Source organism: Ancylobacter sp. IITR112, assembly GCF_041415945.1.
Classification (GTDB): domain Bacteria; phylum Pseudomonadota; class Alphaproteobacteria; order Rhizobiales; family Xanthobacteraceae; genus Ancylobacter.
The window spans coordinates 4,171,386-4,185,265 of sequence record NZ_JBGCUS010000001.1 but is presented as its reverse complement, the minus strand read 5'-3'; the positions used below and the strand labels follow the sequence as shown (position 1 = coordinate 4,185,265).

General features: G+C 68.6%; 13 protein-coding genes. 12 read left to right on the top strand and 1 reads right to left on the bottom strand.

What is annotated here, in order from left to right:
* Positions 1-762: an SDR family NAD(P)-dependent oxidoreductase gene (locus tag AAC979_RS19865; RefSeq protein WP_371348611.1), complete on the bottom strand. Its 762-nt coding sequence runs from the start codon at positions 760-762 to the stop codon at positions 1-3.
* 144 nt (positions 763-906) lie between these two features.
* On the opposite strand from AAC979_RS19865, the gene AAC979_RS19860 reads away from it, so the two are divergent.
* The 12 genes from AAC979_RS19860 (at position 907) to AAC979_RS19805 (ending at position 13,857) form a co-directional block, all read left to right on the top strand.
* Positions 907-1,503, top strand: a complete 597-nt coding sequence (locus AAC979_RS19860) for a TetR/AcrR family transcriptional regulator (protein ID WP_371348610.1) — start codon at positions 907-909, stop codon at positions 1,501-1,503.
* Positions 1,504-1,612: 109 nt separating this feature from the next.
* On the top strand, positions 1,613-2,509 hold the full coding sequence (locus tag AAC979_RS19855; RefSeq protein WP_371348609.1) for a LysR family transcriptional regulator: 897 nt from the start codon (positions 1,613-1,615) through the stop codon (positions 2,507-2,509).
* 153 nt (positions 2,510-2,662) lie between these two features.
* Positions 2,663-3,172, top strand: a complete 510-nt coding sequence (locus tag AAC979_RS19850) for a RidA family protein (protein WP_371348608.1) — start codon at positions 2,663-2,665, stop codon at positions 3,170-3,172.
* Positions 3,173-3,261: 89 nt separating this feature from the next.
* Entirely contained in the window at positions 3,262-4,383 is a 1,122-nt protein-coding gene (locus AAC979_RS19845; protein WP_371348607.1) for an ABC transporter substrate-binding protein, read from the top strand.
* A 284-nt stretch (positions 4,384-4,667) separates the two neighbouring features.
* A complete protein-coding gene (locus tag AAC979_RS19840; protein WP_371348606.1) occupies positions 4,668-6,701 on the top strand; it encodes an ABC transporter permease in 2,034 nt (677 codons plus the stop codon).
* A complete protein-coding gene (locus tag AAC979_RS19835; protein WP_371348605.1) occupies positions 6,698-7,480 on the top strand; it encodes an ABC transporter ATP-binding protein in 783 nt (260 codons plus the stop codon). Before AAC979_RS19840 ends, AAC979_RS19835 begins: the two co-directional genes overlap by 4 nt.
* 122 nt (positions 7,481-7,602) lie before the next feature.
* Complete coding sequence (locus AAC979_RS19830; protein ID WP_371349104.1) at positions 7,603-8,262, top strand: ABC transporter ATP-binding protein; 660 nt, start codon at positions 7,603-7,605, stop codon at positions 8,260-8,262.
* A 23-nt stretch (positions 8,263-8,285) separates the two neighbouring features.
* Positions 8,286-9,206: an arginase family protein gene (locus AAC979_RS19825; protein ID WP_371348604.1), complete on the top strand. Its 921-nt coding sequence runs from the start codon at positions 8,286-8,288 to the stop codon at positions 9,204-9,206.
* A 16-nt stretch (positions 9,207-9,222) separates the two neighbouring features.
* Positions 9,223-10,380 carry an aromatic ring-hydroxylating dioxygenase subunit alpha gene (locus tag AAC979_RS19820; RefSeq protein ID WP_371348603.1) on the top strand — a complete coding sequence of 386 codons (1,158 nt, stop codon included), beginning with the start codon at positions 9,223-9,225 and terminating at the stop codon, positions 10,378-10,380.
* Positions 10,377-11,375 (top strand): NAD(P)-dependent oxidoreductase, encoded by a 999-nt coding sequence (locus AAC979_RS19815; protein ID WP_371348602.1) that lies wholly within the window; start codon positions 10,377-10,379, stop codon positions 11,373-11,375. Before AAC979_RS19820 ends, AAC979_RS19815 begins: the two co-directional genes overlap by 4 nt.
* A complete protein-coding gene (locus AAC979_RS19810) occupies positions 11,372-12,256 on the top strand; it encodes an amidohydrolase (RefSeq protein WP_371348601.1) in 885 nt (294 codons plus the stop codon). Before AAC979_RS19815 ends, AAC979_RS19810 begins: the two co-directional genes overlap by 4 nt.
* Positions 12,253-13,857 (top strand): gamma-glutamyltransferase family protein, encoded by a 1,605-nt coding sequence (locus tag AAC979_RS19805; protein WP_371348600.1) that lies wholly within the window; start codon positions 12,253-12,255, stop codon positions 13,855-13,857. The genes AAC979_RS19810 and AAC979_RS19805 overlap by 4 nt, the downstream gene beginning before the upstream one ends.
* The last annotated feature ends 23 nt before the right edge of the window (positions 13,858-13,880 follow it).

The window sequence follows — 13,880 nt, the reverse complement described above, 5'->3', positions numbered from 1 at the left end:
TCAGGTCTGCAGCCCACCCGCCACGTCGAAGCTGCTCCCGGTCATGTAGCCGCCCTGCGGCCCGGCGAGGAAGCCCACCAGCGCGGCGACCTCCTCCAGCGTCGCGATGCGGCGGATCGGGTGCTGGTCCATCAGCGCCGCCGGAGGGCCGTCCTCGCCCAGCGCGTCCACCGCCATATCGGTCGGCATGATGCCGGGCTGCACCACATTGACGGTGATGTCGCGCGGCCCGAGATCGCGCGCGACACCGCGCGCATAGCCGGCGATCGCCGCCTTGCTGCCGGCATAGTCGGCCGCGCCGGCGAAGGGCACGCGGCTGCCCATCAGCGAGCCGATGAAGATGATGCGCCCGCCATCCGACAGCACCGGCGCCGCCGCCCGCGTGGTCGCCACCGCGCCGAGCACATTGACCTGCCATTGCCGGTCGAGACCTGCGGTGTCGAGAAGCGGATCGTCGACGGTGCGGCCCTGCACGGCGATGGCGGCGTTGTTGACGAGAATGTCCAGCCGCCCGAAATGCGCCAGCACCGCCTCGACCAGCGGCTTGGCCGCCGCCCCGTCCGCCTGGTCGGCGCGCAGGGCGAGCGCGCGCACGCCCTGCGCCCGCAATGTCGCGGCCACCGCCTCGGCCTTCTCCACTGATGCGACATAGGTGAGCGCGACATCGGCGCCCTGCTCGGCCAGGGTCGTGGCGATGGCGGCGCCCAGCCCGCGCGACCCGCCGGTGACGAGGGCGACCTGGCCCGTGAGGGGTTTCGACATGAAAAATCCTTTCGCGGCGCGCGGAGGCGCCGGTACGATGGAAGCGTTCTGTAACGCTCGTTATGTAACGATGGGTATGAAATATGGACGTCGCCTGTCAAGGCGTTTTATAATGCTCGTTATGAAAACGAAGGGAACCGCCTGATGGGACGCCCGCGCGGCTTCGATGTGGACGAGGCGCTGGACGCGGCGCTCGCCCTGTTCTGGCGCAAGGGCTATGAGGGCACCTCCTATGCCGACCTCACCGCGGCGGTGGGGGTGGAGCGCCCGGCGCTCTATGCCGCCTTCGGCAATAAGGAGGCGCTGTTTCGCCGCGTCCTCGCCCGCTATACCGAGCGGGAACTCGCCTATGTGCCCGAAGCCCTCGCTTTGCCCTCGGCGCGGGAGGTGGCGGCGCACATGCTCGCCCGCGCGGTGGAGCTGAACACGCGCTGCCCCGACCATACCGGGTGCCTCTACCTCAATGGCGTGCTCGCCGGCTCGGACGCGGCGGAGCCGGTGCGGCAGGCGCTGATCGCCGCCCGCGCCGAGGGCGAAGCGGCGCTGCGCCAGCGCTTCGAGCGCGCGAGGACGGAGGGCGACCTCCCTCCGGACGCCCGGCCCGAGGCTCTGGCGGCCTTTCTCATGGCGGTGCTGCACGGCATCGGCGTACAGGCCAAGGCCGGCTTCAGCCGCGACCGGCTGGAAGCCGTCGCCGCGCTGGCGCTGGCGAGCTTTCCCGCGCGCGCGCCGGCCGCGTGAGCGGCAACCGCCGGCCCCCACGCCCCGCCATTGCGCCGGCGGGGATCGCCCCCGACAATGACACGAATCGCGCGGCCGGGCCGGGCGCCCGAGGGAGTGAGCGCCAGCGATGGACACCCGCCATCTCGAAGCCTTCCGCGCCGTCTATGAGAACGGCTCGATGAGCGCCGCCGCCGTGCTGCTGGGCAAGTCGCAGCCGGCGATCAGCAATCTCATCGCCCGGCTGGAGGACGAGATCGGGCTGAAACTGTTCCACCGCGCCCATGGAAGGCTGGAGCCGACGCCGGAGGCGGAAACTTTCTTCGCCGCCATCGTGCGCACGCTCGACGCGATGGACCGCACCCTCGCCGTCTCGCGCAATCTCAAGGGCCTGTCCTCGGCGACGCTGCTCATCGCCAGCCCGCCGGGCCTCGCCACCTATCTGCTGCCCCCCATCATCGCCGATGTGCTGAAGGAGAATGCGGGGGCCACCGCCCGCTTCATCACCCGCTCCTCCTATGCGGTACGCGATCTCGGCACCATCGGCGCCTTCGATGTCGGATTCGCGGAGCTGCCGATCGACATCCATGTCGCCTCGCTCGAACTGTTCGAGGTGGCGTGCATGTGCGTGATGCGCGCCGACCATAAGCTGGCCGGGGAGCGCTGCATCGGCCCGGAACAGCTTGACGCCCTGCCCTTCGTCACCCTGTTTCCCGAGCACATCACCCATATCGCCGCCGCGGAGGCCTTCTTCGAGGCGCAGGCGCACTGGAACGTGGTGGCGGAGGTAGAATTTTTCGGCACCGCCTGCGTGCTGGTGCAGCAGCTCGGCGCGGTGACGCTGGTCGATCCCGCCACCGCCCGCTTCTTCGCGACGATGGGCCTGGTGGCGGTGCCGTTCCGCCCGCTCGTGCCCTACCGCTTCGGCATGTTCCGGCCCAGCACAAGGCCGCCCTCGCGCATTTCCGTCGCCTTCATGGAGCGTTTCCGCCGCACTGTCGCCCCGGACCTCGCCGCCCCGCGCTGAAAGCCCCCGCCGCGCGCTCAAACTTCGGGCAGCGGTAGCCGGCGCAGCCGAGTGTATAACTTTGCCTTATGGACTTCCCGCTAATTCCTGTTTGACGCCGACGCGAAATCGACGGGAAATCGGGTGCAGTCATCAGCCGCGTGAGGGAGCCCCATGAACATTCCGGCAAGCACCGCTTCCGCAACCCGGCGCGTGGAGCAACTCGGCCTCGTGCTGCCCGGCGCTGGCGGCGGGGCGGGCTATTACGGCACGCGCTACGGCAAGATGAAGCCGCATTATCTCAGCGACAGGCTGCTGTTCCTTTCCGGCCAGACGGCGGGCGTCGATGCGCAGGGGAAGGCGCTGTTTCCCGGCCGGCTGGGGCGCGATGTCACCGTGGAACAGGGCTATGAGGCCGCCCGCCTCACCGGGCTCAACTGCCTGTCCTGCATCAAGGACGCGGTCGGCGATCTCGACCTGGTGAAGGGGCTGGTGCGCTCGCTCAATTTCATCGCCTGCGACCCCTCTTTCACCCAGCCGCATCTGGTGGCGAGCGGGCTCACCGATCTGTTCGAGCAGGTGTTCGGCCCGGAAATCGGGGTCGGCGGGCGCGCCTCCATCGGCGTGATGTCGCTGGCCGATGACTACTGCTTCGAGACCTGGGTGACGGTGGAACTCCACTGACCCGCACGCCGACCCAACACGACACGGCCCCAAGGCCGGAACCTTCCGCAGCAGGCCGCACGGCTCATCTCTTCCAGAGGAGACTTCGCATGACGATCCATCGCCTTGCCGCTGCCGTGCTCGGCATCGGCCTTCTCGCCTCCCCCGGCTTTGCCCGGGCCGAGGAGATCACCATCGGCTTCACCGCCGCGCTGTCCGGCGATTTCGCCGCCTTCGGCCTCAACATGCGCAAGGGCCTCGACCTCGCGGTAGAGGCCCTGAACAAGAAGGGCGGCAACACCTACACGATCGACGCGGTGGATGATCGCGGCGAGGCGCGCGAGGGCGTGCTGATCGCCCAGCGCTTCTGCTCCGACAAGAAGATCGATGTGGTGATGGGCTATTCCTTCTCCTCCATCGCCCTTGCCGCCGTGCCCGTGTTCAACGAGTGCAAGCTCCCGGTGCTGGCCTCGGCCGTCACCAGCCCGGCGCTGTCCAATGTCAGCCCCTATTTCCGCCGCAACGTGCTGACCGATGCGGTGCAGGGCGCGATGATGGGCGACTATGCCGCCAAGACGCTCGGCCTCAAGTCGATCTATGTGCTGAACCAGCAGGACGACTACGGCATCGGCGTCGCCAAGGCGTTCTCCGCCGCCGCCGAAAAGGACGGCGCCAAGATCGTCGGCAGCGAATCCTATCTGCTCGGCTCCAAGGATTTCCGCACCCTGCTGACCAAGGTGCGCGCCGCCAAGCCGGACGCCATCTTCATCGGCGGCTTCTACACCGAGGCGGCGAAGATCGCCGAGCAGGCGCGCGCGCTCGGCATCAAGGCGCAGCTTCTCTCCACCGATGGCGCGCTCAATGTCGAATTGATGAAGCTCGGCCGCGGCGCCGTGGAAGGCATGATCGTCTACGGCATGTTCGACCCGGCGGTCGCTACCCCGGCGACGGAGAGCTTCCTGTCCGCCTACAAGGCCGCCTACAAGGAAGACCCGAGCGCCTGGGCGGCGCTGGGCTATGACGCCGGCATGGCGCTCGGCGCGGCGGTGGACCTCGCCGCCAAGGATGGCCCCGTCACCCGGGAGAGCCTCAACGCCGCCTTCGGCAAGCTCAAGGACGTGCCCGGCGTCACCGGCCCCACCACCTTCGACGCCTCGGGCGACCGCGCCGGCGCGCTGTATTTCCTCGAAGTGAAGGACGGCAAGTTCGGCCTCGCCCCCAAGCAGCCCTAAGCGCGGCGGCGAGAGCCCTTTCTGGAAAACCACGCGGCTAACCGTCATCCCGGCCGCAGCCGAAGGCGGAGGGCCGGGATCGCCCACCGTGAAACCGAAGCGATCCCGAATATGACCTTCGGTCATTCCGGGATGACGCCGGCGGAAAGGTCTCCAAACAGGTCTGATGCTTGGCGCGGGCCACCTCTCCCCACGGGAAGAGCAAAGGCGGGCGCTCCGCGCACAACCCACCCGTCCCGGCTCGCCCGGGCCGGCGCATTCCCAGAGGCAACGCAGGCAGGCGGATGGACTATCTCGGACAGTTGCTGGCGAACGGATTGGTGCTGGGGGCGATCTACGCCCTCGCCGCCGTCGCCTTCACGCTGGTGTATGGCGTCGTGCGGCTGGTGAACTTCGCCTTTGGCGAACTGTTCATGCTCGGCGCCTTCCTCACCGCGTCGCTGATGCTGCCCGAAGTACGCCTGCTCGGCGCCATCGTGCCGATGCCGGGCTTCTCGCTCCCGGTGGCGGCGGCGGGGGCGATCGCGCTCACCGCCGCGCTCGGCGTGCTGGTAGACCGCATCGCCTATCGCCCGCTGCGCAACGCCCCGCGCCTTGCCCCGCTCATCACCTCCATCGCCGTCTCCGTGGTGCTGCAAAGCCTCGCCCAGACCATCTGGGGCGCGGAGGAGCTGCGTTTCCCGGAATTCGCCCTCGCCACACTGCCGCCGGTGGTGCTGTTCGATTCCATCTATCTCTCGGTGATGGACCTCGTGGTGATGGCGACCGCGCTCGCCGCCATGCTCGGCCTGTCCGCCTTCATCGCCCGCTCCTCGCTCGGCCGGGCGATGCGGGCGAGCGCGGAAGACCAGATGGCCGCGACGCTGGTCGGCATCCCGGTCAACCGGGTGGTGGCCGCCGCCTTCGCCATCGGCTCGGGCTTTGCCGCGCTCGCCGGGCTGCTTTATGCGCAGACCTATGGCTTCGCCCATTCCAGCATGGGCTTTCTGCCCGGGCTGAAGGCGCTCACCGCCGCCGTGCTGGGCGGCATCGGCTCCATTCCCGGCGCGGCGCTGGGTGGGCTGATCCTCGGCCTCGTCGAGGCGCTGGGGTCGGGCTATCTGCCCAACGGCACCGCCTGGAAGGACGCGATCAGCTTCGTGCTGCTGGTCGGTCTGCTCTATCTGCGTCCGCAGGGCCTGCTCGGAAAGCCGGAGCTGAATTCCGCCGGGCGCGGCAGCCTGCTCGGCGGCGCCTCGGAGTTCGGCGCAGCCTGGCTGCGCGCCTCCTTCGCCCGCTTCGACGGCGTGCTGGCGCGCGCCGCTTCCGCCGGCACGCCCGCCGCGCTCGGCCTGCTGGCGCTGGCGCTTGTCGTCGGCGTGCTGCTGCCCTCCGATTACTGGCTGCGCATCCTCACCCTCGTGGTGATCTACGGCATGCTGGCGAGCGGGCTCAATGTCATTGTCGGCTTTGCCGGCCTGCTGGATCTCGGCTTCGTCGCCTTCTGGGCGGTGGGCGCCTATCTCACCTCGATCCTGTTCGTGCTGGTGCTGAAGGACCAGTTCGGCGTCGCCCCGGCCGATATCTGGTGGCTGCTCTATCTCAACCTGCCGCTCGCCGGCCTTCTCGCCGCCGGCTTCGCCGTGATGCTCGGCACGCCGACGCTGCGGCTGCGCGGCGACTATCTCGCCATCATGACGCTCGGCTTCGGCGAGATCGTCCGCGTGGTGGCCATCAACTGGATGGACCTGACCAACGGGCCGATGGGCATTCGCGGCATTCCGGCGCCGAACCTGTTCGGCATCGCGCTCGGCTCGCCGCGCGCGCAGTTCTTCTTCGCGCTGGCGCTGGCCGTCGTCGTCGTCTTCGCCATCGCCCGGCTGGTGCGCTCCTATGTCGGACGCGCCTGGGTGGCGATCCGCGAAGATGAGGAGGCGGCGGAGGCAATGGGCGTGCCCACCGCGCGCTACAAGCTCTATGCCTATGCCGCCAGCGGCTTCATTGGCGGCTTCGTCGGCGTGTTCTACGCCCACACCCAGCAATATATCAGCCCGCTGAACTTCTCTTTGTTCGAGAACATCCTGCTGCTGATGCTGGTGGTGCTCGGCGGGCTCGGCACCTTCATCGGGCCCTTTGTCGGCGCGCTGATCTGGATCGTGTTCCTGCAGCTCGCGCTCGACCTGCCCTTCGTGCAGGCGTACCCGGAAACCCGCTTCGCCCTGCTCGGCGTGGTGCTCATCGTGCTGATGGTGTTCCGCCCGCAGGGGCTCGCCGCCAGCGCCCGCGTCGCCCTCACCATGCCAGGCTCCCGGCCAGCCCGCGCGAAGGAGGCAGCATGAGAGCCCCAACCCCCGCGCCGCTGCTGCAAGCCCGCGCCATCACCGTGCGTTTCGGCGGGCTGCAGGCCGTCGGCGACCTCGACATGGCCATCGACCGCAACGCCATTCACGGGCTGATCGGCCCGAACGGCGCCGGCAAGACCACCGTGCTGAATGTGCTGACCGGCTTCGTCCGCCCGACCGAGGGCAAACTGGTGTTCGACGGCGCGGAAATCGGCGGGCTGGGCGTCAACGGTTTCGCCCGGCGCGGCCTTGCCCGCACCTTCCAGAACATCCGGCTGTTCGGCGCCATGACGGTGCTGGAAAGCGTGCTGGTCGGCGCGCATCAGCGCTTTTCCGCCAATGCGCTCTCCCTCGTCTTCGGCCGGCGCGCCGCCCGCGCGGCGGAAGCGGCGATGATCGCCCGCGCCTATGAGCTGCTCGCCTTTGTCGGGCTGGGGGCGGAAGTCGCCGACCGCGTCGCCACCACCCTGTCCTATGGCCATCAGCGCCGGGTCGAGATCGCCCGTGCCCTCATCTCCTCACCCAAGCTGCTGCTGCTCGACGAGCCACTCGCCGGCATGAACGCGGTGGAGAAGGCCGAAATCGCCGATCTCGTGCGGCAGGTGCGGGCGCAGGGCATCGCCGTGCTGCTGATCGAGCACGACATGCAGGTGGTCCGCCGGCTGTGCAACCACCTCACGGTGCTGGAATACGGCCGCAAGCTGGCGGACGGCCCTCCGGAAGAGGTGCTGTCCGACCCGGCGGTGCAGGCCGCCTATCTCGGCCGGGCGAGGTGAGCGCGATGAGCCAGACTGGACACATCGTCCACCACACCGCACTCACTGGTCACGCCGATGCGGCGACGCCGCCGCTACTCCAGGTTGAAAATCTGGCCGTCTCCTATGGCCGCATCCGCGCCGTGGACGGCGTCAATCTGGCGGTGGAGCCCGGCCGCATCGTCTCGCTGGTCGGCTCCAACGGCGCCGGCAAGACCACGACGCTGATGGCGCTGTCCGGCCTGCTGCCGCTTGGCTCCGGCCGGATTCGCTTTGCCGGAGAAGACATTACCGTACTGGCGCCGGAGCTGCGGGTGGCGCGCGGCATCGCCCATGTGCCGGAACGCCGCCGCGTCTTCGCCGGCATGAGCGTGCGTGAAAACCTGGTGCTCGGCGCCTATGCGCGCGGCGATGCCGTTGATATCGCAAGCGATGTTGAGCGCATGGTGGCGCTGTTCCCGCGCCTCGGCGAACGCATGGGCCAGCAGGCCGGCACCATGTCCGGCGGCGAGCAGCAGATGCTCGCCATCGCCCGGGGCCTCATGTCGCGCCCCTCCCTGCTCATCATGGACGAGCCCACCATGGGCCTCGCCCCGCAGATGATCGACCTGATCCTCGATACGGTGCTGGAGATTCGCAAGCAGGGCACCACCATCCTGCTGGTCGAGCAGAACGCGGTGGAGGCCATGCGCCTCTCCGATCACGTCTACATCATGCGCCTCGGCCGCATCGTCCATGAGGACAGCGGTGCGAATATCGACCCGGAGCGCGTGAAGTCTTTCTATCTTGGAGCCGACGCATGACCGATACTTCTGGAGCCCCACGCATGCGGCTCGGAACCTTTCTCGGGGTGCCCCCGGCAACATCCGTCCGTGCGGGGCAGATCGCCGTCATCGGCCTGCCCTTCGACTGCGGCACCCACGCCACCCGCATCGGCTCGCGTCAGGGCCCGGCGTCTTTCCGCGCCATGTCGAGCGAGGTGCGCCCGTTCTATCCCCCGCTCGCCGATACCGATCCGCGCGAAGGCGGGCGGGTGGTGGACCTCGGCGATGTCGATGTCGTCGCCTCCGATATCGGCCCGTCTATGGCGGCGATGGAGGCCGTGGTGCAGGAGGTGGTGACGGCGGACGCGGTGCCCCTCTGCGTCGGCGGCGACGGCACCGTCACATTGCCGGTTTTGCGTGCGCTGGCAAAGCGTTACCCCGAGCTGGTGCTGATCCATATCGACGCCCATACCGACGCCTATCCCGGCGAGGAGCTCAACACCGGCACCACTTTCACCCTGGCGGCGCAGGAAGGGCTGATCGACACCAAGCGCTCCTTCCACATCGGCGCGCGCGGCACCATGCTGGTCGGCGGCGCCTATGACTATACGCGCGGCCTTGGCTACCGGCTGATCCCGGGCGACGAAGTGCGCCGGCGCGGCCCGGAGGCGATCGCCGCCGAGGTGCGCGAGGTGGTCGGCACGCGCCCGGTGCACCTGTCCTTCGACATGGATTATTTCGACCCCTCCGCCGCGCCGGGCGTCGCCACTCCCACCTGGGGCGGCCCGCCAGTGGCGGAAGTGTTCGATCTTCTGCACGGACTCAAGGGGTTGGACCTCGTCGGCGTCGACATCAACACGCTGAGCCCGCCCCATGACGTGCAGGGCATGTCGGCCATGCTGGCCGGCCATGTCGCCGTCATCGCCCTTCATCTCGTCCAGCTCGGCCAGGCGGAACACCGCCTGAATGCCGGGCATCGCTGAACGAAAGGCCCCGGTCATGAGCCTCGAAACGACGCTGGTTCCCGAACCCTATGTCTGGTCCGAGCCGCCGCTCGGCGACGCCAAGAGCGCCCCGACCCGCTTCTACACCGACCCGGAGGTGTTCAAGGCCGAGGTCGCCCACATCCACATGAAGAGCTGGTTCTTCGCCGGCCGGGTGGAAGAAGTGGCCAAGCCCGGTGATTTCAAGGCGCTCGACAGCGTCGGCGGGCCGGTGCTGCTGGTGCGCGGCGAGGACGAGGTGCTGCGCGCCTTCGCCAATGTCTGCCGCCACCGCGCCTCCATCCTTATGGAAGGCTGCGGCAATGCCAGGAACCTCACCTGCCCCTATCACGCCTGGAACTACCGGCTGGACGGCACGCTGGCGGGTGCGCCGGGCATGCGCGAAGTGCCGAAATTCGAGAAGCCGCCGCATGGCCTCATCCCCATCCGCATGGAGGTGTGGGAGGGCTCGGTGTTCCTCAATTACGACGACAGCGCCCCCGGCCTGATGACCCATCTCGGCAACATGCCGGAGCTGGTCGGCAGCCATAAGCTCGGCGACATGGTCAAGACCTGGCACTACGAGATCGAGACGCGGTGCAACTGGAAGCTGCTGCTCGAAAACGCCATGGAGACCTACCACACCGGCATCGTCCACGCCGCCACCGTCGGCGCCCAGCGCTCGGTGAGTTTCCCCACCCAGGGCAATTGGCACGTCATCCAGGTGCAGTCAAACCGTTCCATCGCCGTGCTCGGGCAGGAGCCGCCCTTCCCGCCGATCGAGGGCCTGTCCGAGCAGGCGCGCAAGGGCACTTTCTTCACCGTGATCGAGCCAACCGTGCAGTTCGTCTTTGCCCAGGACTGCGCCTGGTGGCTGGCGGTGCGGCCGATTTCCGTAGACCGCTCCGTGCTTTCCGTCGGCGGCTGCTTCCCCAGGGCCTATACCGAACTGCCCGATTTCGAGGAGCGCGCCGCGCCCTATTACAAGCGCTGGGAAGCGGTGGCGATGGAGGATGTCGACATCCTGCAGAAGCAGCAGATCGGCCTTTCCTCCTGCCTCGCCCGCCCCGGCCCGCTCTCCTGGCGCGACGACATGGTGCTGGCGATGAACCGCTGGGTGATGGCCCAGCTGCCGGCGGACATCGTCGCCGGCATGGCCGAGGGCACCGAATGAAACCTATGCGTGTACTGCTCACCCATAACCGCGACCTGCTCAAACATTTCTACGGCTACAGGGCCGTCGAGGCCCTGAAGGCACTGCCGATCGAGCTGGTGATGAACGACAGTCATGAGCCCCTGTCGGGAGACACCCTCGTGAAGGCGGCGGAGGGCTGCGAGGTGGTCATTTCAGACCGCCTCGCAGCCGGCCCGCGCGAGGTGATGCAGCGGCTGAAAGATGTGAGGCTGTTCACCCGCTGCGCCGTCGACATGCGCAATATCGATGTGGACGCGGCGTCCGAGGCCGGCATCCTCGTCTGCAACTGCTCGTCCGGCTATGCCGACGCGGTGGCCGAGCACACGCTGGCCCTGATGCTCGATCTCGCCCGCAACATCACGCGAGATGCCGAGCGCTATCATGCCGGCGACGCCTCCCATCCCATGGTGTTCGGCCGGCAGATGGCCGGCGCCCATGTCGGCGTCATCGGCTATGGCTCGATCGGCCGGCGCATCGTCGAGCTGGCGCTGGCCTTCAAGATGAAGGTGACGGTCTACGACCCCTATGCGCGCTTCGACAATGGCGCGGTCATCCCGGTCGGCCTCGACGAGGTGCTGTCCCAGCCGGATTTCGTCGTCTGCGCCGCCTATGCGACGCCGGAAACGGAGCGGATGATGAATGCGGAGGCTTTCGGCAAGATGCGGCGCGACGCCTTCTTCATCAACATCTCGCGCGGCATTCTGGTGGATGAGGACGCGCTGGAGGCAGCGCTCACCTCGGGCACCATCGCCGGCGCCGGGCTCGATGTCGGCGACGGGCGCGACCAGCAGCCCTCGCTGCGCCTCGCCCGCCTGCCCAATGTGGTCGCCACGCCGCATTCGGCGGCGCTGATGATCGAGCCCTCGGAATTCCAGGCGATGGAGACGGTGGAGCAGGTGAAAGCGATGCTGGAAGGCCGGCTGCCGATCCACGCCAAGAACCCGCATCGCATCCCGAACTGGCGGTCGCGATGAACGCGCTGCTGCCGGCACGGGCACCGGCCTTCACGCCGCCGCCGGGCGCGTGCGACTGCCACATGCACATTTACGGCCCGGCGGAGACCTATCCGCCGGCACCCGCCTCGCCCTTCCCGCCGGTCGCGGGGGGCGATATCGCCGCCTATCTCAAGGTGCGCGCCACGCTCGGCCTCACGCGCGCTGTGGTTGTGCAGCCCTCGGTCTATGGCTTCGACAACCGCGCCACCTTGGACGCGATGGCGATCCTCGGGGAAGACGCGCGCGGCGTCGCCGTCGTGCCCCCCGACGTGAGCGACGCGGAGCTGGAGCGACTTACCGGCCTCGGCATACGCGGCATCCGCTTCTTCATGATCGGCGGCGGCGCGCTCGGCTGGGAGGATCTGGAAACGCTGGCCGCCAAGACCGCCGCCTTTGGCTGGCATGTGCAGATGCAGATGGACGGGCGGCTTCTGCACGAGGAAGCCGGGCGCCTCGCCCGCCTGCCCGGCCGGCTGGTGATCGACCATAATGGCAAGTTCTTGGAGCCCGTCGGGCTCGATCATCCCGGTTTCAAGGCGCTGCAGCGCCTCCTCGACAGCGGCCGCACCTATGTGAAGACCTCGGGCGTCTACGAGACCTCGCGCGTCGGAGCACCCGGTTACGACGATGTCGCCGCGCTCGCCCGCGCGCTGATCGCCCATGCGCCCGAGCGCTGCCTGTTCGCCACCAACTGGCCGCACCCGTCCAAGCCCGGCAATCCGCCGGACGACGCGGCGCTGGTCGACCTGTTCCGCGACTGGTGCGGCAGTGAGGCCCTTGCCGCTAAAATCATGACAGACAATGCGGCGGCGCTGTATGGCTTCCCCGCAGTACCGCCCGAGCAGGAACGCCTCCCGTGATCACAACCCAGCGCACCGATTTCTTCGGCCCCTCCCGCCCCACCCTGTTCGCCCGCGACGCGGCGATCGCCACCTCCCACCCGCTGGCCACGGCGGCGGGGCTTGAGGTGCTGCAGGCCGGCGGCAACGCCATCGACGCGGCTTTGGCGGCGGTGGCGGCGCAATGCGTGGTGGAGCCGGCGATGACCGGCATTGGCGGCGACTGCTTCGCGCTCTACGCGCCCAAGGGCCAACCGACCGTGGCGCTGAACGGCAGCGGGCGCGCGCCGATGGCGGCGAGCGTCGCGGCGCTGAAGGCCGCCGGCCTCACCACCGAGATTCCCCGCACCAGCCCGCACGCCGTCACTGTTCCGGGCGCGATTTCCGCCTGGACGCGGCTGCACGCGGACTATGCCAGCCTGCCGCTTGAGCGGCTGTTCGCCCGCGCCATCGACTATGCCGAGAACGGCTACCCCATCGCCCAGCGCGTCGCCTTCGACTGGGCCGACGACGCCCCGCTGCTGGCGCAGGATGCGAACGCCAGCGCCTTCTTCCTCAAGGACGGCAAGCCGCTGGTGGCCGGCGACCGCCATGCCCAGCCGCTCCTCGGCCAGCGCCTGCGCGACATCGCTGCCCATGGCGCGGCCGCCTTCTATGAGGGCGCAACCGCGCAATCAATGGTGCGCTATCTCAACAGCCTCGGCGGGCTGCACACGGTGGAGGACTTCGCGGCGATGAAGGAGGGCGCTTTCTACACCACGCCGATCGCGACCGAGTATCGCGGCTACACCGTGGAAGAGTGCCCGCCCAATGGCCAAGGCCTCGCGGCGCTGATGCTGCTCAACATCCTGCGCGAATTCGATCTCGGCGAGGGTCTGTCGCTGGCCGACCGGGTGCATCTCCATGCCGAGGCCGGCAAGCTCGCTTACTTCAACCGCGACGCGCTGCTCGCTGATCCCTCGGCGATGACGGTGCCGGTGGAAGAGCTGCTCTCGCGCGAGACCGCCCGCCGCCTCGCCGCCCGCATCGACATGGGCCGCGCTTTGCCGCCGGCGCTGTGGGACGAGCCGGAGCACAAGGACACGGTCTATATCAGCGTGATCGACCGCGACGGCAACATGGTGTCGTTCATCAATTCGCTGTTCCACGGCTATGGCTCGACCCGCATCGACCCGGAAACCGGCGTGCTGCTGCATTCGCGCGGCGCCTCCTTCCGGCTGATCGAGGACCATCCCAACGCCATCGCCGGTGGTAAGCGGCCGATGCACACCATCATCCCCGGCCTGCTGCGCAGGGAGGGCGAAGCCGTCGGCGTATTCGGCGTGATGGGCGGGCAGTACCAGGCTTCCGGCCAGGCGGCGCTGCTTTCCGGCCTGTTCGACCGCGGCCTCGACGTGCAGATGGCGGTGGACGCGCCACGCTCCTTCGCCCATGACGGCGTGCTGGAAATCGAGCCGACCTGGCCCGAAAGCCTGCGAGCGGAACTGGAGGCACGCGGCCACACCGTCACCTCCGCCATCGAGCCGTTCGGCGGAGCGCAGATCATCCTGCGCGATCCCGCCAGCGGCTTCCTGCTCGCCGGCTCCGACCCGCGCAAGGATGGCTGCGCACTGGGCTTCTGAGGCGACTTCCTCGACGCCCGGCG

Bases quoted from the DNA above. Each gene is read 5' to 3' on its own strand.
- AAC979_RS19865 (WP_371348611.1), bottom strand. From the start codon at position 762: ATGTCGAAACCCCTCACGGGCCAGGTCGCCCTCGTCACCGGCGGGTCG.
- AAC979_RS19860 (WP_371348610.1), top strand. From the start codon at position 907: ATGGGACGCCCGCGCGGCTTCGATGTGGACGAGGCGCTGGACGCGGCG.
- AAC979_RS19855 (WP_371348609.1), top strand. From the start codon at position 1,613: ATGGACACCCGCCATCTCGAAGCCTTCCGCGCCGTCTATGAGAACGGC.
- AAC979_RS19850 (WP_371348608.1), top strand. From the start codon at position 2,663: ATGAACATTCCGGCAAGCACCGCTTCCGCAACCCGGCGCGTGGAGCAA.
- AAC979_RS19845 (WP_371348607.1), top strand. From the start codon at position 3,262: ATGACGATCCATCGCCTTGCCGCTGCCGTGCTCGGCATCGGCCTTCTC.
- AAC979_RS19840 (WP_371348606.1), top strand. From the start codon at position 4,668: ATGGACTATCTCGGACAGTTGCTGGCGAACGGATTGGTGCTGGGGGCG.
- AAC979_RS19835 (WP_371348605.1), top strand. From the start codon at position 6,698: ATGAGAGCCCCAACCCCCGCGCCGCTGCTGCAAGCCCGCGCCATCACC.
- AAC979_RS19825 (WP_371348604.1), top strand. From the start codon at position 8,286: ATGCGGCTCGGAACCTTTCTCGGGGTGCCCCCGGCAACATCCGTCCGT.
- AAC979_RS19820 (WP_371348603.1), top strand. From the start codon at position 9,223: ATGAGCCTCGAAACGACGCTGGTTCCCGAACCCTATGTCTGGTCCGAG.
- AAC979_RS19815 (WP_371348602.1), top strand. From the start codon at position 10,377: ATGAAACCTATGCGTGTACTGCTCACCCATAACCGCGACCTGCTCAAA.
- AAC979_RS19810 (WP_371348601.1), top strand. From the start codon at position 11,372: ATGAACGCGCTGCTGCCGGCACGGGCACCGGCCTTCACGCCGCCGCCG.